This is a genomic window from Candidatus Methanoperedens sp. (assembly GCA_027460535.1).
Lineage (GTDB): Archaea > Halobacteriota > Methanosarcinia > Methanosarcinales > Methanoperedenaceae > Methanoperedens.
Window position 1 is genome coordinate 152792 of sequence record JAPZAR010000011.1, and the last position, 20471, is coordinate 173262.

Sequence of the window (20471 nt, forward strand, 5' to 3'; positions counted from 1 at the left end):
AAGAATATAGCTTTATAATTTATGTCTCGCAAGATTGAGTAATATCATGCTCAGAATGATGCCTATCGAAATGGCATAAACAAGAGTATCAGTGCCCAATGCCGTGAAGCCCATTTTCCAAAGATAAATCATCCCGCCAACCGCTGCTGTAATTATGAATGATAAGATCGCTGATGCTATCGCCCCGCCTAAAAGTGACCAGGGAAAGACAGCTCCCCTTTCTTTTTCAAAGTACACAGAGAAAAGCACGAAACTGATAGCGAAAATCAGAAGGATATAATAAGGCTCGAAAGGGAAGGGATCAATATAGAGAATGTATCTTATACCATACGCCACAGAGATCATGACAAAGGCCATCCCCACCACTATGATAAGGACTTTGACAAAATCGTTGGATTTTAGATCGATAGTATCCCTCGAGAGAAAAATATAATTAAAAGTATTTAAACATTGGCGTAAGGTTAGAGATTATTGGGTAGAATACGATTTCTATGCTCCGGAACACTAAAAAGACAAAAGAGTTTTATTCCAGAAACACCGCTGCTGCAAACACCGTTGTCCACAACCCGTCCTTGTCGCCTTCCGCAGATTGGCATATGTTGGTCGTCCTGAATATGTGGCCGCTGGCTTTGTATATCTGCTTCCTTTCATCCCATGCCTGGCCTATGTCAAACTCGATGCCCATTGTTGTCGCGAGCATCGTAGCTGCAAGGTCTTCTGCATGTTCCCCCGCCTTTTTGGCCACCTCACCGAAGGAATGATGCTCGGATAAATAACCATAGATACTAGTATCTTTTGGAACGGCTATCCCGACAGCTGCGGAGATCAATCGGTTGGGCTCGTTGGTCTCGTTCCTGGCAAATACACAGAAGATTATCTGGCCCGGATTCAAAAGCTTCAGGCCCTCGTCTTTCGATATTATCTTGCAGTATGGGGGCAGGATACTCGAAACGGGAACAAGGTTGCATTTCTCTATACCGGCCATTCTTAAAGCAAGCTCAAATGAGGCGAGTTTGTCTTTATGTATGCCTACCCCTTTTGTCAAAAATACTTTTTTTGGTATGTACATGAATCATTCACTCCCTTTGCCTCAATAACAGGTGACGCGAATACATATCTGTTATGGGTAGTCTGATAAAGTTGAATTAAGGCTATTATCACCTTTTATATCTTTTACCCATTTATCGGATTCCACTTTTGTATAACCCAGGAACGCAGCGCTTCTATCATGGCTCCGGAACCTGGCTTCTGCTACTTTTTTGTTGGTGTTCGCATAGCAGTAGATGCATCCATGCGGACATGTATCATAAGCGCCGATATCCACGCTTTCGGTGCAGCCGCATTCTTTTCTTGTGGGCCTTTCACCGTACCTGAAACCATCCTCATAGAACAGTTCTTCTATTAGCTTCCCATCGACACAGTGCGCTTTTGCAATCTTGTGACCGAGAAGATAATCGCCGCAGCAACTGAACATTGTGATGCCATGCCTTGCCGCGATATCCGCAAACTCATTTGCGAGTTTGATCCTTGAACTGTTATCCGGATCAGTGACATTTATTCCACTCTCGCTCCGTAATTTTTCGAAATTTCTTTTTACTTTTCCATAACGGAATACATAACTGATGATACAGCGCTCAACATGACCTTCCAGCACGGAAGCGATGTTCTCAAAATTCCTGATATGGAAATCGTAATCGGTAATTTCTGAAATGATAATGGGATCGTATCTCCAGTTGATATGCTTCGTCGAATATGAATTGCTCAACTCTTTCAGGGCTTCGATGGCGATCTCTTTTTCGTTGCATTCAAAGATCTTTGGCAAACCTGTGATCGTGTAATTGAAATAGAATTTGTAACCCAGGTCTTCGATTACCTTCAGTTTTTCAATGAAAGGTTTGAAATTCTTTGACCAGAAAACAAAGCAGGACACGTCCTCAGGCTTCAATGATACGGTGTATTTCTGTCCCCCGAACGGGTTCACGTAGCCTGCAAAGCCTTCTTTCAGCCTGTTCATGAACCAGTCGCCGTAGAATGCAGGTATGTCGGTGCGGCGGGAAACAGATATGATGCGGGGCATTTTTAAGTGAGAATAAGATATCCGGGGTTAAAGAAATTTTGAAAACTCATCATCGCTAACTTTTGCCAATTTCAGGACTCCTTTCAATGTTCCTATTTTCAACTCATCATGGATAGGGACAACAGTACCAATTTTTCCTTCAGATGTTTCTTTTGATAACCTAACATGACTGCCTGTTCTCCCACTGATTTTAAAACCCATTTTATTGCAGAGAATTTTGATGACTTTTTCTCCTGAAACCACTCTAAGCTTTGGCGCCAACGGCAACCTCAAATGTTGTCATCAGAGTTTTACTCATTTCTTTTAGTGGAAACTCTTCAAGATAGAGTTCAGTAGCTTCTTTAAGACTGTTCAAAGCTTCATCGATAGTTTTTCCTTGGCTAACAGTGCCTACTTCGGGGCACTCAGCAACATACATATCTTCTTCTTTATGGAGAATTGCAGTAAAAGTACTCATTTTTGTCATAATGATTTAGAATGTACAGTATATTACTTAAACCTGTATCCGGAAATGATTCCCCTAATTAATAATAAAAAAGGGCACCCCGTGCCCTCTCACTTCATCTTCACCGACTCCAGAGCCATCCCCACCACCTCGCGATACTGCTCCACATTCGTAGCATAATGCTCCCTCGCCTTCACAGCATCCGGCTCCGTGCCCTGCAATTTCGCAAGGCGCGCCAGGGTGTGCTTGGCTGCATCAGCCACCCATCTGTCGCGTGTGGCGCCGTCCACTATCTGAAGGGATTCTGCCCTGATGGAGGTCAGGACATTCCCTTCTTTTGTGGTGTATGTGGTTGGTTTTCCTATCACAGCGATGAACTCCGGCGGCGCTGTCCTGGCAAGCACCTGCGCAGCTTCGGGCTGGTACTGACCCGCGGTCACGAAGAACGCACCCGTGGGATCAACGATGCGCCCGCGCCAGAATTCGTTGTCTGTGCCCACATCTTCCTTCTCCGTGAGCGTGCCCACGATGAATACGCGGTTACATTTTGCGCCCGTGGGCGTGAGGAGATACTGCGGTGAATACTGATCCTGCCCCTCACGTGCCTGGAGATTTGAATCCTTGAACTCGAATGCGAATATGCGATGCGCTACTTCACGAACAAATCCACTGTCTGCCATGATTTACGCCTCCTGTGCCACTGGTGAAGCGCTAAGCAACCTGTTTATCTCTTCTTCAATCGGCCTTGCATCCTGCTTTATCGAATCCACGAGGATGAACCTGTCAAGCTTCGCTCCCTGTACCACAAAATACCTGCCCACGAGCTTGCTCTTTATCATATCAAGCACAACAGCCTGGTCAAGTGCTTCCGTAGCCATCTCCCTGGCTTTTTCAAGGGTAATGCCAATCAGAGCTTCTGTAATTTCCCTGTTGAGCAGGATATCTTGCACCCGCTCGCCGTCATCCATGACAGCTTTCACTCGCAGGTCGTATGTACCTTCCACCTTGCCATGTTCGCCGCATGCACCTTTCACCAGCGCCCTGTTGCATTCAGGGCAGCGCTTTATCAATCCAGAACCACTCTGGATATCCACGATCGCGCCTGTGAATTCGGTAAGTGTTGAGCCTACTTCGATATCTTCTTTTATCGGGACGATCTCGCTTGTCTTGTTGAGCTTTACGCTGAACTGCCCCTGCCACTCGGAGGTTGTGACATTTTTGAAGAGGTAACTTTTACCCTCTTCTACCTGAGGCAGATTTGCCTTCGTCCACTTTGTGAACTTTATAGTTCCTGACTCATCTCCCAGCAGTCCCACCTGCGAAATGGATTCGTGGTTTGTCTCCCACAGCTGCACGACTTTGCCACGCAGTGTTACCCACTTCCCATCCTCTTTGATATCGGATGCCTTAACCTGGGGTGTCTCGCGCTGTGTAAAGAATTCCGTCTTCGGGATATTATGCTGTTTTAGAAAATAGTTGATGACGTTCCGGCGCGCTTCTTCTGGAGGGACCTTGTATTTATTTATCAGCTGGTCCAATCTTGTTTCGATTTCGCTTGGCTGTACTTTAACGCCCAGTTCTGAGAATCGGGCTTCTATCTTTGCTGCTATTTCACTCATATTTTCCTCAAGCCTCTTGTTTGATTTTTAATTGAGAGGCAAATCACACTTTCATCTGTGGATACATAAAGCTTCCCGGAGCGGGGTGAAACTATTCATGAACCTGATGGTTCATAGATACTGTATGAAAAAATTCAATTTTCATAGGAAGTAATATTACCAAAAATAGATAAGAGAAGCTCTTCATGAAATAGATGAAAATGAACCAGGATTATCATAACATAAGAGATAAGATCGTCGCTTTCATAAGCTCCAAAGTCTCGGAAGCCGGCACCAGCGGCGCAGTCATCGGACTGAGCGGAGGTATTGACTCAACCCTGACCGCGTATCTTGCGGTGGAAGCGCTTGGCCGTGAAAATGTGCTCGGGCTGCTTCTTCCTGAGAAGGGTATTACTTCTGACCTGGATATCGATGATGCAAAAGAGATCGCAGACATCCTGGGAATCGATCATAAGCTCATTGAGATCTCAGAGATCCTGGCCTCTTACTCGAAGGTCCTGCCCGATTTCGATGAAAAAAATCTAACTGCGAACGGGAATCTGAAGGCACGCATTCGCATGTGCATCCTCTATTACCATGCCAATCTGATGCACCGGATGGTCGCAGGAACAGGGAATAAGACAGAACTGCTGCTTGGATATTTCACGAAATACGGCGACGGCGGGGTTGACATAGAGCCGATAGGAGGTCTCTATAAAACCCAGGTTCGGGGGCTTGCGCGTTATATGGGGGTGCCTGCCCATATAATAGACAAAACACCCACTGCAGGGCTGTGGCCAGGGCAGACAGATGAGGGTGAGCTCGGAGTTTCCTATGAAGTCGCTGACCTGATCCTCTCAAAACTTGTGGATGAAAAACAGAATGTCGCTGATCTCAGGAAAATTTTTCCCGCTTCCCATGTGGACAGGTTAGTTGCGCTGTCTCGAATTAATCAGCATAAGCGGATGCCTCCACAGGCATTTGAAATCTGAAAAGTGGTTTTGCAAGGTGCCTTCGGGCGCTCGGCGGAACCTCGTAGAATCCGGGTGCAAGGTCTCTATGCAATGTCTCCATGACCTGTTCTCTTTTTGTTGCCCCGCATTTCTCGCACCTGTAACCCTGCTCCCTTCCCATGGATTTCATTCTTTTGCCGCAGCAGAGCGGGTTACGCGCTTCATGCAAATTCAACTCTTTGACCTTTATCTTCTCAAGGTTCATAGTCCCACCTCTCACGCTTCCGCAGGCGGTTATCTCATCCCCGATATGGAGCTGTGTGATAATCTTTCGGAACCCTTTTGTAGGCTCAAAAGCGGCGCATTCCAGGCTGTGGTCGTCCGTCATTTCAAAGATTACATGGCCCCCTTTAATTGTTCTTGGAGTTTTGCTTACCCTTCCTTCTATGATGTACGATCTCTCATCCATAACTTCGCATATTTTTGCATGGATCAGGTGCATATCCGTATTCTGGTTGGTCATGTAAATGACATGTCTTTCCACAGGCTCGCTTTTTACCAATGAAAATGCATTCTTCACTGCGTTTTCACTTTTTCCACGAATGCCAAATAGGATGGGGTCAGGCGAGTGGGGCGCGAACACGATACGCCTGTTGTCCCGGTCAACAGTGTCCCATGTATCCGGGGTGGTCGATGCTGCCCAAACAGAATCTTCATTTATGACCCTGGGCGTACCCCATCTGTTTTTCTCCCTGTAAGCGATCAGCTCGTATGTATGATCGGGAAGACCACATAGCGCAAAACCTGCAGCTGCAAGTGCTCCGATGAGACCTCTTTCATTCTTAAATCCTTTATGACTTATATCATAGCGAGCAAGTAATTCCTTCGCCTCATTGATTTCCAGCACATCCTGCACCGCACGCAGGGAAAACCGAGCAAGTTCGTCCTGCATCTTTTCTGAGGTCCCTTCGATGAAAACCACACCTGGATTCGTATTCTCATCCGAAAAAACAGCCATATTGTTAACAGTTTCAATGACTAACTCCTTGACCCGCACAGCATCTTCATTGCTGTTCATTTCAAGAGGGAGTGCAAGGGCTGCGTTCCCCCGTGTTTTATATCTTATATTCGGGTTTAGACGCACCAACAATGGACTTTCTACCGATCCATATTTTTGGAGTCTCTCGATAAGCACGGCTGCAATATATGTCGTGCACATTCCTTCTTTTGAATCCGTATCATCGAGACCGATAATCATGAATCGCTAATCTCTATGCCTTGGATAATAAATCTTGGCAACTGTTTATATAGACGTAGAAACAATCAAATTTTGATGAACAAGGAATTGCTTCTCAACCGGGCAATCGCTATTTTGAACAAGGCTGGCTTCATTATTTCCGACCGTTGCGATATACGTCCCAGAAGTTTTGATATGGCAGCGAGGCGTGATAACCTTCTACTCTTAATAAAAGTGCTGTATAATATCGATGGCTTGAATGAAGAAACTGCTCAGGAGATGCTGTTCCTCTCGAAACATTTGCGGGGAAATCCCCTGGTATTAGGTGAAAAAACCCGGGATCATTCCCTGGAGACCGGAGTGGCTTATTTCAGGTACGGGATCCCGGCTTTCGATATGAACACCCTGAACGATTATCTTATTCAGAATGTCCCGCCGCTGATTTATGCAGAACACGGGGGTTTATATGTTAAAATAGATGGGACAATTCTGAAGGAAGAACGCACCGGAAAAAATATTTCCCTCGGCGCCCTCGCTTCCTTGCTTGGTGTTTCAAGGAGAACTATTAGTAAATATGAAGAAGGGGAGATGTCGGCAAGTGTTGATGTTGCCCTCAGGCTCGAAGAAATACTTGACAGAGGGTTTGCCGTGGCTGTCGGCTTGTTTGATAAAGGTGATCTGCAGGAAACCCAGATTCCTGATACTTTAAAAGAGACTGTTAAAACAGAATCCTCAAATATCCTTTCCCTCCTTAAAGATATGGGATTTAATGTGTTGCCAATTTCGCAGGCACCCTTCGATGCAGTATCCATCTCAACTAACCGAAGGGATGAAAATTCCACAATATTGACAGGCGTTGGCGAGTACACAAATACGATGGTAAAAAAAGCCCGCCTGATGAGTAGCATATCTGAGGTCGCATGCACACAGTCGCTCCTTATAGTGCATGGTATAACTAAGATGAAAAATATCGAAAGGACAGTGCTCGTTGAGGATAAGGAGCTTAAAAAGTATAGTGATAAAGAGGATTTTATAGACCTTTTGCAGAGTCGAGGCCGGAGAATCGAAGTTTCATAACGTGATCCAATATTCTCTCCCTCTTCTGTATTTTACATAATTAATGATCCTTTACCATATGTCAAGGTGTTCAAATGGCAGAAAAAATTGACTGGTACGATGAGTTTGTGGATCTCAATTACACTCCGGCAAAAAATGAAGTGATCTGTTTATATTATTTTGAACCTGCGAAGGGTATCAGTGATGGTGAGGCCATAGGGAGAATTGCCTCCGAAAGTTCCGCCGGCACATGGACCACCCTCCATAAATTACCCGAAATGGTGGCAAGGATCAAGGCGCATGCTTTTGAATTGAGGGGGAGATATGTAAAAGTAGCATATCCATTAGACTTATGGGAACCCGGGAATGCGCCGCAGCTGCTGAGCGGCATAGCGGGGAATATTTTCGGAATGAAAGCATTGCGAAATCTGAGATTGCTTGATGCTTCCTTTCCAAAAGAATATATTGAACATTTCAAAGGGCCTGGATATGGCGTCGAGGGAATAAGAGCAAAACTGAAAATCAAAAAAAGACCGGTTACAGGTGCTGTGCCAAAGCCCAAAATAGGGTTCACTGCAAAAGAACATGCAGAAGTCGCTTTTGAAACATGGATGGGCGGATTTGATCTCGTAAAAGATGATGAGAACCTCACCTCACCTTCCTTTAACCGATTTGAGGATAGGGTAGAGCAGATGGCGAAATTGCGGGATAAAGTAGAAAAGCAAACCGGAGAAGAAAAGGATGCCCTGTTGAACATCACAGGTGAAACAAAGGAGATGATCCGCAAAGCAAAATTACTTCACGACTACGGATTCAGGTTTGCCATGATCGATGTCGTTACCTGCGGCACGGCAGCGGTGCAGACACTCAGGCAGGAATGCGGCGATCTGGGTCTGGCGATTCATGCACACCGCGCTATGCATGCAGCTTTTGACCGGAATCCCAGGCATGGGATTTCCATGTATTTTTTGGCCAAGATAATGCGACTGATCGGTGTGGATGAAATTCATGTGGGTACTGCCATCGGTAAGTTGGTGGGCAGTAAAAAAGAGGTTTTGAGTATTGCGGATATGCTGCGTGCGTCCAGAACAGAGAATGTAAATGTTCTTGCACAGGACTGGGGCCCGATAAAAACCGTACTTCCCGTGTCTTCGGGAGGATTGCATCCTGGTCTAATCCCTGCGGTTATGAATCTTCTTGGAAATGATTGCACGCTTCTTGTGAGCGGCGGAATCCATGGGCATCCCGAGGGGACACGCGCAGGTGCCAGAGCTGTGATGCAGGCAATAGATGCTGTAATGGAAGGCACAGAGTTGCAGGAATATGCCATAGCGCACAAGGAATTGAAGCAAGCGATGGAAAAATGGGGTTATTTCAAGCCCAAGTAGGCTAAATGCCGCTTCATAGACAACTTTTTTTTAGAATAAGTTATCCTTTTACAGTATAGATTTCATTGTACACCATGCACATCACTAGAGCGGCAGGAGGGGCCAGAAGAAAAGCAGCAATGAACGCCCCCAAAATGTCTCTCCCGAAAACAAAATATTCGTTTAATAGGTCTGATAAGGAGAATATAAACATAAAAGAGATCACATATCCTAAATAATAATGCTTTCTGGGTATCCTTTTGTATTTTTCTCCCATAACTATTTTTTTATCTTTGCTCCAAAGACCTCCCCTTCTGCTATTTTTCGGCATGGACTATCTGCAAAATTGTTGAGCTCCCGCGGGAGAGCCTTTCTGTACGCGTAGGGCTTTAAGGTCGAATACCAGCTGTAAACAAATAGTATCACGCTGATTAATGCTAACATCTCAAAAATTTCAAAATATTTTTCTTCAAAAAATTGCTGGACCATTAATAACGTGCCGAATGAAAAAACATAAATGCTGTTTTTCTTGAAAAAGAGATCATTAACAAATGTCTTAGGAACTAATTGATCTGGGTCGATGTCCTTCCATAGAAACCATATTTGAATGAATAAGAAAATGAAAATTAAATACGATGAAAAAATTACAAGTTCTATATATTTATAAATATTATATTCATCCATTTCCAACCACTTCCTACCTTATTATTCTAATGATGATTTGGTGTAATAAAGATTTCGGAACATATGTTTGTTGCTTAATATAACGCTAAGAAAAGTTGTTGGATTGCCTTTTAATTACCAGGGAAGGACAAAACTGAAATGAGCGCTCCAAGAAAGTCTTATGTCAAATTCTTTAATAAGGTTATATCGACCTGATAAAATAAAACGTGGATAAACTCTGATGAATGCTGATAATCACACCCGCCATTATTTGCGTACATTGGCGACTAAATATTGCGAAAAATTATGAGCTTTGTTATAGACGAGATATTGGGAATAAAATATGAAAATATGGCTCAAACTGTTGATTCTTTTTGCACAGGAACTTTTTTCTCTGTCCCCCTTCCTTTCTTAATTTTCTCTCCTGTTTCCTCTTCTATAATATTTTCATCGATTGCTTTGGGGGCCTCTTTAACCGGCTTTTTCATTTCATTGCCTTTTCTTTTGGTTAAGATTTTTGTTCCCTTTTCCATGTCTTCAACGGCAACTTCAGGTTCTTTTTTAACAAGCTTTCTCTTGCTCACTTTTTTCCGCGGTGTTCCATCCAACACCGTTATTTCATCTTCCAAACTTACCCCTTTTTCCTGGATTGCCGGTTTGAATTCTGAGCGTGTAACTGGTTTCTTTGAACCAGGGGTCATGGCAATTAGTGACACTCCGGATTGCGGCTCAGGGGTTTTAGGCGCCTTTGATTCGGGGGTCTTGGCCATTAATGGCACTCCGGGTTGCGGCTCGGGGGTTTTAGGTGCCTTTGAATCAGGGGTCTTGGCAATTAATGACACTCCGGGTTGCGGCTCGGGGTTCTTAGGTGCCTTTGATTCGGAGCTCTTGGCAATTAATGACGCTCCGGATTGCGGCTTTGGGGTTTTAGGTGCCTTTGATTCGGGATTCTTGGCCATTAATGACACTCCGGATTGCGGCTTTGGGGTTTTAGGGGCCTTTGATTCGGAGCTCTTGGCAATTAATGATACTCCGGGTTGCACCTTTGGGGTTTTAGGGGCCTTTGATTCGGAGCTCTTGGCAATTAATGACACTCCGGGTTGCAGCTTTGGGGTTTTAGGTGCCTTTGATTCGGAGCTCTTGGCAATTAATGATACTCCGGATTGCGGCTTTGGGGTTTTAGGTGCCTTTGATTCAGGAGTCTTGGCCATTAATGACACTCCGGGTTGCAGCTTTGGGGTTTTAGGTGCCTTTGATTCAGGAGTCTTGGCCATTAATGACACTCCGGGTTGCACCTTTGGGGCTTTAGGTGCCTTTGAATCAGGGGTCTTGGCAATTAATGACACTACGGGTTGCACCTTTGGGGTATTAGGTGCCTTTGATTCGGGGGTCTTGGCGATTACTGACACCTCACGAACTACCGGTTGCGGCTCAGGGTTTTTAGGAGCCTTTGATTCGGGATTCTTGGCAACTAATGACCCTTCACGAACTCCGGGTTGCGGCTCTGCGGTTTTAACCGGGGCCTTTGGTCCAGGGTTTTTGGCAATTAATGACACTACGGGTTGTGGCTCTGCGGTTTTAGATGCCTTTGATTCGAGATTCTTGGCGATTAATGACACTCCGGGTTGCGACTCTGGGGTTTTAGGTGCCTTTGATTCAGGGTTCTCGGCGATTAATGACACTCCGGGTTGCGGCTCTGGGGTTTTAACCAGGACCTTTGATTCAGGGTTCTTGGTGATTAATGACCCTTCACGAACTACCGGTTGCAGCTCCGGGGTTTTAGGTGCCTTTAATTCGGGGTTCCTGGCGATTAATGACCCTTCACGAACTCCGGGTTGCACCTCGGGGTTTTTAGGTGCCTTCAATTCGGGGTTCTCCACAATTCTTCCTTCCTCCCCTGTTTTCATCACAGAGGGTGTTGGTTTTGCGGAAGGGATTGTTTCATTTTTTTCCTGAGGAATGGCATCCTGTGTTGCCATTTGAAATCTCGCAGGCTTGAACTCATCTTTTGTTATGTCCGCAATTCTGGAAACATCTAAAGCATGCTCTTTTTTCAATTGGTGATTGTTCCTTGATTTTCTAATTCTGATTAAGAGAAAAAGCCCAATTATGATCAGAATTGCAATGCCTAACAAAATCAAGGGGTATCTTGAGAGTAAATCAATGGCCATAATATCTCCTAAACCTTATTTAATATTAATATTATAATACTTAACTTTTTTGTTTGTCGTGACCTTTTTATCTTATTCCGCCTTTCTTCACGCTTTCATGAGGAAACACTTTTTCATCCCCCGGGCGCCAGGCGATATCCACGATGCACATGAATATCAATCCGATTCGCCGGTATTCCGGATATACTTTCTTAATCCCGGCGGGATGCAAACTGCTTGGCCGGGATGTACATTTGCAGATTCTTCGTTGATACGCATTATGCCTTCCCCCTTCAGGATATAATACACCTCTGAATTTTTCAGGCTATGCTGCCGGGCAGCCCGACCCGGATTTACGACTGCATGGGCCAATCTATAAAGGATGGCCAGGTCTTCCTTATCAGGATGAAAAAGTTTACGAATATGGGAATCATCTCCCCCGGTACAACCTGGAGCATACCAGCCCAACCGAAAACAATAATACCACGCTCTTATATCCTATATTTGAGGTTCAATAATGGCATTTGAAAAATGTAATTTCTGCTCAGGAGATAAATGCACTGCCGCGGACCTGGAACCCTGCGACTTCCATGGAGATAATTTCAAGGAGTGCCTGCGCTATCGCCTTCATTTCATAAGACCCCAGGTCATGCAGCTCCGCTAGAGACCATCTGGGCCAATTTTTTTCCAAGCGCTTGGCAGTTTGCCAGATCAGTCCCATCTGGTCTGAAATTCACTTCGAGCGACTCCACGGGCTCGTATCCCGATACCTTTAATTTTTCATTTATTGCTCTCACCGCGCCCCCCGCCCACCCATAAGAACCAAAGCTTGCCCAGAGCTTGTCCTTTGGACGCAGGCCCATAAGATACGTTAAAAATCCCCCAACTGTAGGGAACATGCCGTTATTCAACGTGGGTGAACCTATAATAATCGCTTTTGCCTCGAGCACTTCCTTCACTATTTCACTCCATTCATTCCTGCGCAGGTGAAAAAGCGATACCTCAATTCCAGAGTCTGACACTCCTTTCAGGATTTCATTTGCCATTATCTCGGTACTGTTCCACATGGTGTCATAGATCACCAGGACCTTCTTTTTTGATGTGCCGCTTGCCCAATTTATATAAGCTTTGACTATTTTATCAGGGTTTTTCCATATCATGCCGTGGGATGGAGCGATCATTTTTATCTCGATACCCAGTTTTTGGATTTCCTCGAGTTTTTTAAGAATTATCCCACCGAAAGGCATCAGGATATTGGCGTAATACTTAGCAGCCTCCTCAATTACCGTATCGCACTCATACCCAATAAGACTGCACACTTCCTCATCAAATCTGAACGAAGTGGCAAGATGCTGCCCAAAACCATCATTTGACAGGAGTATCTTATCTTCCTTCAGATAGGTGAACATACTGTCTGGCCAGTGAAGCATCGGCGCGCCAATGAAGAAAAGGGTTTTTTTGCCGAGCTTGAGTTCATCACCAGTTCTGACGGTTCTGAATTTCCAGTTACCTGCGTAATGTCTCTTAAGCCCTTCTTTTCCTTTTTCCGTCGAGATTAACTCTGCATTGGCTGCCAGTTCCATGATCTCAGGCAGCGAACCCGAATGATCCATTTCTACATGATTGGAGATCACATAATCGATCTTTGACGGGTCTACTATCTCCTTTATCCTGTCGATCATCTCCCCTGCAAAACCTTTTTTTACAGTATCCACAAGAGCGATTTTTTCGTCAACGATCAGATATGCGTTGTACGTTCCTCCACGCGGCGTGGTGTACCCATGGAAATCCCGCAGGTTCCAATCTACAACACCGACCCAGTAGACTCCATTTGTCAATTCGATTCTTGTCATTTTTAACCTCCCTGACAATAGTTATTTAACCCAATGGAATTAAAAACTATTGGTAATATGAACCGTTAAGAATGAAGTCATTTACCAAGTGGAGGACATATGATAAAATATCGATGCACCGTCTGCGGATATATCTATGACCCGGAAATAGGGGACGCACCTCGAATCAAACCCGGTACAGCTTTTGAAGACTTGCCGGATGATTGGGTATGCCCCCAGTGCGGCGTAGGCAAAGACATGTTTGAAAAAATTTAACGGAGGCAAATATGTTCAGTGTGTGTTATGTTGGTTTTGGATATCAGGTGACCGGAAATGTGCGAATATGTACTTCGGAAAAGTGTTCAAGGGGATAGGGAAGAACCTGCATGCCATTCAATGAACGGGAGGGTTAAATAATCGGTAGATTTATTAAAGAAAAAAGTGTGTTGGCAGACAATTGGGAAAATACCTATATAGTTCTAACTCCAATAGTTCGTATAATCACGAATAAACGAGGACAATATGAAACAGGAACGCTGGGGCAACATCGGGTCCAAATTCGCACACCTGACCAGTGTGCACCCGTGTTACAATGAAAAAGCACACTTCACGACAGCAAGGATACACTTACCTGTGGCGCCGCGCTGCAATATCCAGTGCAACTACTGTATCAGGAAACTGGACAAATGCGAACACAGGCCCGGTGTGGCCTCAAGTATTTTGAATCCCCGTGAAGCACTTGTAAGGGTTGATAAATACGCAAAGGAAATGCAAAATCTAAAGGTTGTGGGTATCGCCGGACCTGGCGAGGCTCTTGCGAATGAAGACTCCTTAGAAACCATGCGACTTGTGCATGAAAAATATCCTGACCTTATAAAATGCGTGGCGAGCAACGGTCTTTTGCTTTCTGAAAAAGTGGATGATCTTGTCAAAGCAGGAGTGACAAGCGTAACTGTTACGATAAATGCGGTTGACCCTGAAGTCGGAGCAAAGATATATTCCTTTGTTCGCTACCATGATAAGACCTATAGAGGCGTGGAAGGTGCAAAACTTTTGATCGAGAAACAGTTCGAAGGCATAAAGAAGGCAAGCGAAGCAGGATTGAACGTTAAAGTCAACACAGTCCTTATCCCCGAGATCAATTTCGAGCAGGTGAAGGAAATAGCAAGAAGAGCCGCAGAAAACGGGGCGATAATTATGAACATCATTCCCCTGATACCCCTTAACAGGTTTGAGAAAGAAAGACCGCCGGAGTGCGATGAGCTTAACATGGCAAGGACGATCGCTGAAGAGTTCCTGCCCCAGTTCAGGCTGTGCAGGCAGTGCCGCGCGGATGCGATCGGGGTCCCAGGTCAAGAACCATGTGGTTCTCCCGTGCAGGCGCATTCGACAGGCGAATATTACCATGCATAATCCGCGCGTACAGCGTTTCAGGTTTATACTTCCACATTAATAAATATCTCCAAGGTAATATCAAATCATCGACATATTTATTATATAAGAAGGTATCTTGGAACCAGGAGAATTGCAATGAAGGAACAAGTTGAAATACGCTCATTAAAGGAAGGAAAATACATCCTGATAGATGATGAACCCTGCGTCATCAAGAGCATGACCCATTCAAAAACAGGAAAGCACGGTTCAGCGAAATCCAGGATCGATGCCATCGGCATATTCGACGGGATGAAGCGGTCGATCATAGCCCCGGTGACAGAAAAGACTTACATACCTATCGTTGAAAGAAAGAACGGGCAGGTGTTGGCAGTTTCCGGGGAAGTTGCCCAGATAATGGATTTGGCGGATTATTCCACACTGGAACTTAAGATACCAGATGACCTCAAAGGCAAAATAGAAGCGGGAAAAGAGATTTCCTATCTGATCTCGATGGGAAAAATGAAAATAGATATGCGAACATAGATGCAAAGAACCAGTTTTGCTGACGCAACATCGGATTATAAAAACGCACGGTACGTGATTTGTGGGGTGCCTTTTGACGGCACTTCCTGTTTCAGGCGTGGAAGTAAAATCGCGCCTCAGGAAATGAGGAATAACTCATATAATTTCGAGACATACAACTATTTTTTCGATATAGACCTGCGCGATGTCGAAATACATGATGCGGGAGATCTTGAGATAGCTTCGGATGTGGATTCAACCCTGGATATGATTTCAGTCCATGCCGGGAATTTTGTAGCTGACGGAAAGATCCCTGTAATGCTCGGGGGTGAGCATTCCCTCACACTGCCTTTTGCCAAAGCCTGTAAAAAGAAATATCCGGAACTGGGATTCGTGGTCTTTGATGCACATATGGATATGAGGAAAGAATATGAAGGCGAAAAAAACAGCCATGCATGTATCTCACGGCACATCATTGAAAATGTGACGAAAAAATATGCAGCCGTGGGCATTAGAAGCGGAGCACGCGAGGAATATGAGTATGTGAGCAATAACGGGATCAAGATGTTCTCGGCAGAAGACGTGTTTTCCTCTGGCATCGAGAGAATAATCCATGAAATTCGCCATTATATCGATGGGCCATTATATTTGTCCATCGATATGGACGCCATTGACCCTGCTTATGCCCCCGCTCTGGGAACACCTGAGCCCTATGGGCTGGCACCTCGCGATATCAGGGAAGCGATTTCATGTCTGGCGCCTGATATTGTTGGTTTTGACATTGTCGAGATTGCTCCTCCATATGATTCCGGAGGGACGGCCCTCCTGGGCACAAAGCTTGTGCGCGATTTCATAGCCGCCAGCGCAAAGGCCCGGTCATAGGTTCCCACGCAATCTTTCGGCGTGAAGTATTCTCTTTACCGCGAGCTGGTAAGCCGCCCTTCGCAAACCGCAGTTTTCTTCAATGCAGAGCGCATGGACATCATTGAATGAGCTCACCATTATCTTATCCAATTTTTCAAGAACCCTCTCTTCCTCCCAGTAATCGTTATTAAGGTTCTGTATCCATTCAAAATAACTCACAACCACGCCACCGGCATTGGCCAGTATATCAGGTATGAGCATAATTTTTTTCTCGGCGAGTATTTCATCCGCTTCTATCGTAGTCGGGGCATTGGCAAGCTCAAGGACTATCTTCGATTTAACATCTCCGGCATTGCCCTCATGAAGCTGCTCCGAAAGGGCCGCAGGGACCAGGATATCGCATTCACAGGTAAGCAGTTCCTCGTTGGTGATATTGGTACTCCCTGCAAAATCGACCACGCTACCTGTCTGGTTCTTGTGCTTCATGACCTCAGGGATGTCAAGACCCTCTTTATTTATTATTCCACCTTTTGAGTCGCTCACTGCAATGACTTTATATCCTCTCTCATGAAGTATTCTGGCTGCGTTCTCACCCACGTTCCCGAACCCCTGGACCGCGAGATCCACCTGGGACCTATCCAATCCTTTCTTCTTCAGGGCTTCTTCGAGAACAAGTATTCCGCCCAGGGAAGTTGAATAACTCCGGGCTTTGCTGCCCCCGAGCTCGATGGGTTTTCCTGTCACTACCGCAGGCACATGTTCTCCCTTTATCCGCTCATATTCATCGAGTATCCAGACCATGATCTTTTCATCGGTATAAACATCGGGGGCGGGTATGTCCTTGTAAGGCCCGATATAGTCCGCTATTGCACGGATAAAACTGCGTGTTACCATCTCAAGCTCGTTCCTGCTGAGTTCCTTGGGGTTCACCACAACACCCCCTTTTGACCCCCCGAAAGGTATGTTCACCACGGCGCATTTGAGTGACATCAGAAAGGCAAGGTCTTTGACATCATCGAGTGTGAGTTCAGGATGGAACCTTATTCCCCCTTTATTAGGGCCCCTTGCATCGTTATACTGCACCCTGTAACCCACGAACATCTTTACTTTCCCTGAATCCATCCTTACCGGGAAGTGGACGGTAAACGTACGTCTGGGCATATCCAGCAGGTCGAGTTCTTCCCTTGAAAGTTCAAGGTAACTGTATAAATCCTCCAGTTCGCCGATGCATTTCTTGCAGAGATTTTCTTCATCTGCATGAATTCTTTCATGATGTTTTATTACCAAAACTTCCAACCTCCTTTATCAATATTTGATTTACCTGTCGATTTAAGAAGTTTTGCTTTGCCCTGTACCCGCAAGCAACACATCAGGAATGGCGTGCATACCCGGGCATTAAAATATGGATTACACCCTGACACCCGGATTATCAGGTTTATAAGCAACGTTTTCAAGCTGACAAACTATATATACTCCTATTTTCCTATGAAAAGCACCGTAGATTTTAATTCTGAGGTGAAAATAAAATGACACAACAGGTATTGCCCGTGCTCCCCCTTGCACCTGTGGAGCGCATAATAAGAAAGGCAGGGGCGGACAGGGTAAGCGAAGATGCAGGTATTGAACTCGCAAAAGTGCTTGAGGATTACGGACTTGAGGTCTCAAGGGAGGCCATTACGCTTGCCAAACATGCAGGCAGGACCACGGTCAAGCAGGAAGATGTGAGGCTTGCTGTAACGAGAATAAAGAAGGGATGAAATCTTCTTTTACAATTTGTTTTTTTGTTTTATCTATTACGAAGAACCAAAATCCTTATATTACTTTACATCCATCGTAAAATAAGATGCTATCAAAGAAGTGGATCCTCGTATCGCTCGCAGCGCTCGTGTTATTTTCAGGTTATCTGGCTCAATCCAAGAATTTCCAGTCCGTTGATGACGGGAAGATGACGCTGCAGGAATTGAAATTCTATACGAATCTCACCCCGGCACTTGAGGCAGCAAAAGCGCAGAGCAAACCTGTATTTTTATACGCAAGGTCTGAATCATGCGGCTGGTGCAAGAAATTCGAAGAAGAAACCTTCACGAACCAGAGCGCCATCAAGAAACTAAACGAAAACTTCATATTGGTTTCAATCGATGTGTACAAGCAAAAAAATGAAACCCGAAATTTTATGATACGAGGTACACCCACTGAGATATTTCTTGACTCATCTGGCAAGGAAATAAGAAGAATACCTGGATATGCAGATACGGAAACATTTCTCAACACAATAAATGAATTATAAAAATAGAGAGGCCTGAAGAAGAATGAAGCCTGAAAAGAAAGAAAAAAATGTAAAAGCAAAGAGAGAAAAAATTTCGAAAAAGAAAGGTAACAGTACGTTAATTATCGGCATCGTTGCGGTAATTGTCCTTGCCGGAATAGCGTATGCTGTTTTCTCCGCTGGACCAGCAACAAAAAAAACACAAGACACCGGGGTAAAACTTCCAAGTTTTGCTTATACGAACCCGATAACATTAAAAGCTTATAAATACGCAACCGAACATCCAGAAATACTTGAACAGATACCATGCTACTGCGGCTGTGGATCTCACGGCAGTGAAGCTTCGGATTACAGGCCGCATCGTTTTCTGAGGGACTGCTATATTAATGATAATTGGCAATATGACGAACACGCCTCATTCTGTGACGTCTGCGTAGGAGAAGCCACTAAAGTTCAGGAATATCTCGCCGAAGGCAAGACGCTCACGGAGGCAAGGGCACTGATAGACCAGGAGTACAGCAAAATAGGGGCAATGATGACAAATACACCCCCTGTAAGTGATAATTATATACCAATCCTGAAACCGAAACTTGCCGGAACGCTGGCAACACCAGCACCGACACCGACAATCGACTTATCCGCACTCTCCCTGCCTGATAACTTCAGATCGTTAAGTGACGGTTTGAAACTTATTCCACCCGGGATTACATGGGCATATTTTGCGAATCTGAAACAGGGAATCGGAGTCGAGCAGAAATTTATGCATGATACGAATTTTTACGGCATACCGATTATAGGAATGCTGAATTCAGAATATCCCGACGGCTCATGGGTAGAACTGCATGATGTTGGCAAAGCAAACGCAAATGTTATATCAAATGCTGGAGCAGATGCTGACAATATCGTTTCTACACGACCATTTATATTTGATTCCAAAGATAAAACAAACAGTGTGCAGGCTCTCTTTAAAAATTCTGCAACTAATGCGAATGCATATGACTCATTTAAATCCATCCTGGAAAAAGTGGACGATGAAAATGCGGGATTTGCAAAGATAAATACCACAGCACCTCCATTTGCGGATGCAAGTTATATTGGAATAATAAAATCCGAAACCGGCATACTGGGAGAAGTAAAGGGAGAAATCGCGTTTAGAATCAAGGATAACAGCTCAGTTCCGCTGGCACAATATAACGAATTGAAAAGTTCAAGCCTATCTCGCGGGTTTAAGTCTTATGAAGTGAGCCAGGAAAATAATATATTAATTATAAAAACGACCTCTAACCTGAATAATTTTATTGCTGAAGCCACTCAGCAGTACGGAATTGATATTTCAGTCTTCGGTTAATGCCCGCACCTTCCATATTCCTGGTTTTCATCGCAGGCATGGCAACAGTGATAACGCCGTGCGTTCTCCCCATCCTGCCTGCGGTGTTGTCTGGCTCCATAGGGAGCAGACTGCGCCCCTTAGCCATAGTCATGGGCATGACAATAACCTTTACTCTGATGGGCGTCCTCATTTCAGCGGTTGCGTCTTTTTCTTTTTTCGCTGATTACCTGCGATGGCTCTCGATCTTTTTTATTATCGGCATGGGCGCTGTCTTGTTTGACAATGATATAAATCAGGCATACGTGAATGCTTCAAGCTCGATTTTGAATTTCGCAAGGCAGCGTTTCTCTTATATGGGAAACATTGAATCATTCGCGCCCAGGGAAGGGCTGCTCGGAGGTCTTTTCCTGGGTGTATCCCTCGGCATCCTCTGGATACCATGCGTGGGCCCTATTCTCGGGGCAGTATTTGCTTTCGTCGCCGCAGGTTCTGCCAATCTTTTTCAAGGGAGTATTCTTCTCCTGGTATATTCTCTCGGGGTTGGAATTCCCATGCTTGGCATTGCATATTCGGGAAAAAGAGTTTCGGGCCGTGTCACCTGGTTGGCGAAAAGAGGTCATTTTTTTAAGAAGCTCTCAGGCTTGATCCTGATAATCGTAGGATTAATGATGCTCTTTGAGATCGATAGATATCTCAAGAAAATACTGTTGCCCTATTTCCCTGTTTATTTCTGAGGT

At 44.9% G+C, this 20471-nt stretch carries 25 protein-coding genes; 12 read left to right on the top strand and 13 right to left on the bottom strand.

What is annotated here, in order from left to right; translation table 11 throughout:
* Nucleotides 1-12: 12 nt before the first annotated feature.
* The 7 genes from O8C65_05315 to O8C65_05345 all read right to left on the bottom strand — a co-directional run bounded on the left by O8C65_05315 (nucleotide 13) and on the right by O8C65_05345 (nucleotide 4141).
* Nucleotides 13-357, bottom strand: coding sequence for a heat-shock protein (locus tag O8C65_05315; GenBank protein MCZ7356332.1), 345 nt, complete (start codon nucleotides 355-357; stop codon nucleotides 13-15).
* A 166-nt stretch (nucleotides 358-523) separates the two neighbouring features.
* Nucleotides 524-1069 carry an arginine decarboxylase, pyruvoyl-dependent gene (locus O8C65_05320; protein ID MCZ7356333.1) on the bottom strand — a complete coding sequence of 182 codons (546 nt, stop codon included), beginning with the start codon at nucleotides 1067-1069 and terminating at the stop codon, nucleotides 524-526.
* Nucleotides 1070-1120: 51 nt separating this feature from the next.
* Nucleotides 1121-2077 (bottom strand): DUF1848 domain-containing protein, encoded by a 957-nt coding sequence (locus O8C65_05325; GenBank protein ID MCZ7356334.1) that lies wholly within the window; start codon nucleotides 2075-2077, stop codon nucleotides 1121-1123.
* A 27-nt stretch (nucleotides 2078-2104) separates the two neighbouring features.
* Nucleotides 2105-2338 carry a type II toxin-antitoxin system HicA family toxin gene (locus O8C65_05330; GenBank protein ID MCZ7356335.1) on the bottom strand — a complete coding sequence of 78 codons (234 nt, stop codon included), beginning with the start codon at nucleotides 2336-2338 and terminating at the stop codon, nucleotides 2105-2107.
* On the bottom strand, nucleotides 2322-2543 hold the full coding sequence (locus O8C65_05335; protein MCZ7356336.1) for a type II toxin-antitoxin system HicB family antitoxin: 222 nt from the start codon (nucleotides 2541-2543) through the stop codon (nucleotides 2322-2324). The genes O8C65_05330 and O8C65_05335 overlap by 17 nt, the downstream gene beginning before the upstream one ends.
* Nucleotides 2544-2632: 89 nt before the next feature.
* On the bottom strand, nucleotides 2633-3202 hold the full coding sequence (locus tag O8C65_05340; GenBank protein MCZ7356337.1) for a DNA-binding protein: 570 nt from the start codon (nucleotides 3200-3202) through the stop codon (nucleotides 2633-2635).
* A gap of 3 nt (nucleotides 3203-3205) precedes the next feature.
* Nucleotides 3206-4141 (bottom strand): replication factor A, encoded by a 936-nt coding sequence (locus O8C65_05345; GenBank protein ID MCZ7356338.1) that lies wholly within the window; start codon nucleotides 4139-4141, stop codon nucleotides 3206-3208.
* Nucleotides 4142-4335: 194 nt separating this feature from the next.
* Between O8C65_05345 and O8C65_05350 the strand changes: the two genes are divergently transcribed.
* On the top strand, nucleotides 4336-5112 hold the full coding sequence (locus O8C65_05350) for an NAD+ synthase (GenBank protein MCZ7356339.1): 777 nt from the start codon (nucleotides 4336-4338) through the stop codon (nucleotides 5110-5112).
* Here O8C65_05350 and O8C65_05355 read toward each other — a convergent pair.
* The gene (locus tag O8C65_05355) at nucleotides 5069-6331 is read right to left on the bottom strand and encodes a tRNA(Ile)(2)-agmatinylcytidine synthase (protein ID MCZ7356340.1); all 1263 of its coding nucleotides are present in this window, start codon (nucleotides 6329-6331) and stop codon (nucleotides 5069-5071) included. The two genes, O8C65_05350 and O8C65_05355, sit on opposite strands and share 44 nt — an antisense overlap.
* Nucleotides 6332-6406: 75 nt before the next feature.
* Between O8C65_05355 and O8C65_05360 the strand changes: the two genes are divergently transcribed.
* Both O8C65_05360 and rbcL read left to right on the top strand, forming a co-directional pair.
* Nucleotides 6407-7387 (top strand): transcriptional regulator, encoded by a 981-nt coding sequence (locus O8C65_05360; GenBank protein MCZ7356341.1) that lies wholly within the window; start codon nucleotides 6407-6409, stop codon nucleotides 7385-7387.
* Nucleotides 7388-7461: 74 nt separating this feature from the next.
* Complete coding sequence (rbcL, locus tag O8C65_05365; GenBank protein MCZ7356342.1) at nucleotides 7462-8754, top strand: type III ribulose-bisphosphate carboxylase; 1293 nt, start codon at nucleotides 7462-7464, stop codon at nucleotides 8752-8754.
* Between the two features lie 258 nt (nucleotides 8755-9012).
* Here the strand turns inward: rbcL and O8C65_05370 are convergent, their stop codons facing one another.
* The 3 genes from O8C65_05370 to O8C65_05380 form a co-directional block, all read right to left on the bottom strand.
* A complete protein-coding gene (locus O8C65_05370; protein ID MCZ7356343.1) occupies nucleotides 9013-9417 on the bottom strand; it encodes a hypothetical protein in 405 nt (134 codons plus the stop codon).
* A 335-nt stretch (nucleotides 9418-9752) separates the two neighbouring features.
* Entirely contained in the window at nucleotides 9753-11567 is a 1815-nt protein-coding gene (locus tag O8C65_05375) for a hypothetical protein (GenBank protein MCZ7356344.1), read from the bottom strand.
* A 156-nt stretch (nucleotides 11568-11723) separates the two neighbouring features.
* On the bottom strand, nucleotides 11724-12014 hold the full coding sequence (locus tag O8C65_05380) for a cupin domain-containing protein (GenBank protein MCZ7356345.1): 291 nt from the start codon (nucleotides 12012-12014) through the stop codon (nucleotides 11724-11726).
* Between the two features lie 49 nt (nucleotides 12015-12063).
* On the opposite strand from O8C65_05380, the gene O8C65_05385 reads away from it, so the two are divergent.
* Nucleotides 12064-12210, top strand: a complete 147-nt coding sequence (locus O8C65_05385; GenBank protein MCZ7356346.1) for a hypothetical protein — start codon at nucleotides 12064-12066, stop codon at nucleotides 12208-12210.
* Here the strand turns inward: O8C65_05385 and O8C65_05390 are convergent.
* Nucleotides 12194-13399, bottom strand: coding sequence for an FprA family A-type flavoprotein (locus O8C65_05390; protein MCZ7356347.1), 1206 nt, complete (start codon nucleotides 13397-13399; stop codon nucleotides 12194-12196). The two genes, O8C65_05385 and O8C65_05390, sit on opposite strands and share 17 nt — an antisense overlap.
* 99 nt (nucleotides 13400-13498) lie before the next feature.
* Here O8C65_05390 and O8C65_05395 point away from each other — a divergent pair, with 99 nt between their 5' ends.
* From O8C65_05395 to speB, 4 genes are all read left to right on the top strand, one after another.
* Nucleotides 13499-13654, top strand: coding sequence for a rubredoxin (locus tag O8C65_05395; protein ID MCZ7356348.1), 156 nt, complete (start codon nucleotides 13499-13501; stop codon nucleotides 13652-13654).
* A gap of 246 nt (nucleotides 13655-13900) precedes the next feature.
* Nucleotides 13901-14791 carry a radical SAM protein gene (locus tag O8C65_05400; protein ID MCZ7356349.1) on the top strand — a complete coding sequence of 297 codons (891 nt, stop codon included), beginning with the start codon at nucleotides 13901-13903 and terminating at the stop codon, nucleotides 14789-14791.
* 117 nt (nucleotides 14792-14908) lie between these two features.
* Nucleotides 14909-15295, top strand: a complete 387-nt coding sequence (locus O8C65_05405) for a translation initiation factor IF-5A (GenBank protein MCZ7356350.1) — start codon at nucleotides 14909-14911, stop codon at nucleotides 15293-15295.
* Entirely contained in the window at nucleotides 15296-16156 is an 861-nt protein-coding gene (gene speB, locus O8C65_05410) for an agmatinase (protein MCZ7356351.1), read from the top strand. It begins immediately after the preceding gene.
* Here the strand turns inward: speB and O8C65_05415 are convergent.
* The gene (locus O8C65_05415) at nucleotides 16151-17425 is read right to left on the bottom strand and encodes a Glu/Leu/Phe/Val dehydrogenase (GenBank protein MCZ7356352.1); all 1275 of its coding nucleotides are present in this window, start codon (nucleotides 17423-17425) and stop codon (nucleotides 16151-16153) included. The two genes, speB and O8C65_05415, sit on opposite strands and share 6 nt — an antisense overlap.
* A gap of 239 nt (nucleotides 17426-17664) precedes the next feature.
* Between O8C65_05415 and O8C65_05420 the strand changes: the two genes are divergently transcribed.
* From O8C65_05420 to O8C65_05435, 4 genes are all read left to right on the top strand, one after another.
* Nucleotides 17665-17895: a histone family protein gene (locus tag O8C65_05420; protein MCZ7356353.1), complete on the top strand. Its 231-nt coding sequence runs from the start codon at nucleotides 17665-17667 to the stop codon at nucleotides 17893-17895.
* An 86-nt stretch (nucleotides 17896-17981) separates the two neighbouring features.
* On the top strand, nucleotides 17982-18425 hold the full coding sequence (locus O8C65_05425) for a thioredoxin fold domain-containing protein (GenBank protein MCZ7356354.1): 444 nt from the start codon (nucleotides 17982-17984) through the stop codon (nucleotides 18423-18425).
* A gap of 22 nt (nucleotides 18426-18447) precedes the next feature.
* The gene (locus tag O8C65_05430) at nucleotides 18448-19752 is read left to right on the top strand and encodes a PCYCGC motif-containing lipoprotein (protein MCZ7356355.1); all 1305 of its coding nucleotides are present in this window, start codon (nucleotides 18448-18450) and stop codon (nucleotides 19750-19752) included.
* Nucleotides 19752-20468, top strand: a complete 717-nt coding sequence (locus O8C65_05435; protein ID MCZ7356356.1) for a cytochrome c biogenesis CcdA family protein — start codon at nucleotides 19752-19754, stop codon at nucleotides 20466-20468. Before O8C65_05430 ends, O8C65_05435 begins: the two co-directional genes overlap by 1 nt.
* The last annotated feature ends 3 nt before the right edge of the window (nucleotides 20469-20471 follow it).

What these genes read in the sequence shown, in the direction of transcription:
- O8C65_05315 (MCZ7356332.1), bottom strand. Translation starts at nt 357, where the DNA reads ATGGCCTTTGTCATGATCTCTGTGGCGTATGGTATAAGATACATTCTC.
- O8C65_05320 (MCZ7356333.1), bottom strand. Translation starts at nt 1,069, where the DNA reads ATGTACATACCAAAAAAAGTATTTTTGACAAAAGGGGTAGGCATACAT.
- O8C65_05325 (MCZ7356334.1), bottom strand. Translation starts at nt 2,077, where the DNA reads ATGCCCCGCATCATATCTGTTTCCCGCCGCACCGACATACCTGCATTC.
- O8C65_05335 (MCZ7356336.1), bottom strand. Translation starts at nt 2,543, where the DNA reads ATGACAAAAATGAGTACTTTTACTGCAATTCTCCATAAAGAAGAAGAT.
- O8C65_05340 (MCZ7356337.1), bottom strand. Translation starts at nt 3,202, where the DNA reads ATGGCAGACAGTGGATTTGTTCGTGAAGTAGCGCATCGCATATTCGCA.
- O8C65_05345 (MCZ7356338.1), bottom strand. Translation starts at nt 4,141, where the DNA reads ATGAGTGAAATAGCAGCAAAGATAGAAGCCCGATTCTCAGAACTGGGC.
- O8C65_05350 (MCZ7356339.1), top strand. Translation starts at nt 4,336, where the DNA reads ATGAAAATGAACCAGGATTATCATAACATAAGAGATAAGATCGTCGCT.
- O8C65_05355 (MCZ7356340.1), bottom strand. Translation starts at nt 6,331, where the DNA reads ATGATTATCGGTCTCGATGATACGGATTCAAAAGAAGGAATGTGCACG.
- O8C65_05360 (MCZ7356341.1), top strand. Translation starts at nt 6,407, where the DNA reads ATGAACAAGGAATTGCTTCTCAACCGGGCAATCGCTATTTTGAACAAG.
- rbcL (MCZ7356342.1), top strand. Translation starts at nt 7,462, where the DNA reads ATGGCAGAAAAAATTGACTGGTACGATGAGTTTGTGGATCTCAATTAC.
- O8C65_05370 (MCZ7356343.1), bottom strand. Translation starts at nt 9,417, where the DNA reads ATGGATGAATATAATATTTATAAATATATAGAACTTGTAATTTTTTCA.
- O8C65_05375 (MCZ7356344.1), bottom strand. Translation starts at nt 11,567, where the DNA reads ATGGCCATTGATTTACTCTCAAGATACCCCTTGATTTTGTTAGGCATT.
- O8C65_05385 (MCZ7356346.1), top strand. Translation starts at nt 12,064, where the DNA reads ATGGCATTTGAAAAATGTAATTTCTGCTCAGGAGATAAATGCACTGCC.
- O8C65_05390 (MCZ7356347.1), bottom strand. Translation starts at nt 13,399, where the DNA reads ATGACAAGAATCGAATTGACAAATGGAGTCTACTGGGTCGGTGTTGTA.
- O8C65_05395 (MCZ7356348.1), top strand. Translation starts at nt 13,499, where the DNA reads ATGATAAAATATCGATGCACCGTCTGCGGATATATCTATGACCCGGAA.
- O8C65_05400 (MCZ7356349.1), top strand. Translation starts at nt 13,901, where the DNA reads ATGAAACAGGAACGCTGGGGCAACATCGGGTCCAAATTCGCACACCTG.
- O8C65_05405 (MCZ7356350.1), top strand. Translation starts at nt 14,909, where the DNA reads ATGAAGGAACAAGTTGAAATACGCTCATTAAAGGAAGGAAAATACATC.
- speB (MCZ7356351.1), top strand. Translation starts at nt 15,296, where the DNA reads ATGCAAAGAACCAGTTTTGCTGACGCAACATCGGATTATAAAAACGCA.
- O8C65_05420 (MCZ7356353.1), top strand. Translation starts at nt 17,665, where the DNA reads ATGACACAACAGGTATTGCCCGTGCTCCCCCTTGCACCTGTGGAGCGC.
- O8C65_05425 (MCZ7356354.1), top strand. Translation starts at nt 17,982, where the DNA reads ATGCTATCAAAGAAGTGGATCCTCGTATCGCTCGCAGCGCTCGTGTTA.
- O8C65_05430 (MCZ7356355.1), top strand. Translation starts at nt 18,448, where the DNA reads ATGAAGCCTGAAAAGAAAGAAAAAAATGTAAAAGCAAAGAGAGAAAAA.
- O8C65_05435 (MCZ7356356.1), top strand. Translation starts at nt 19,752, where the DNA reads ATGCCCGCACCTTCCATATTCCTGGTTTTCATCGCAGGCATGGCAACA.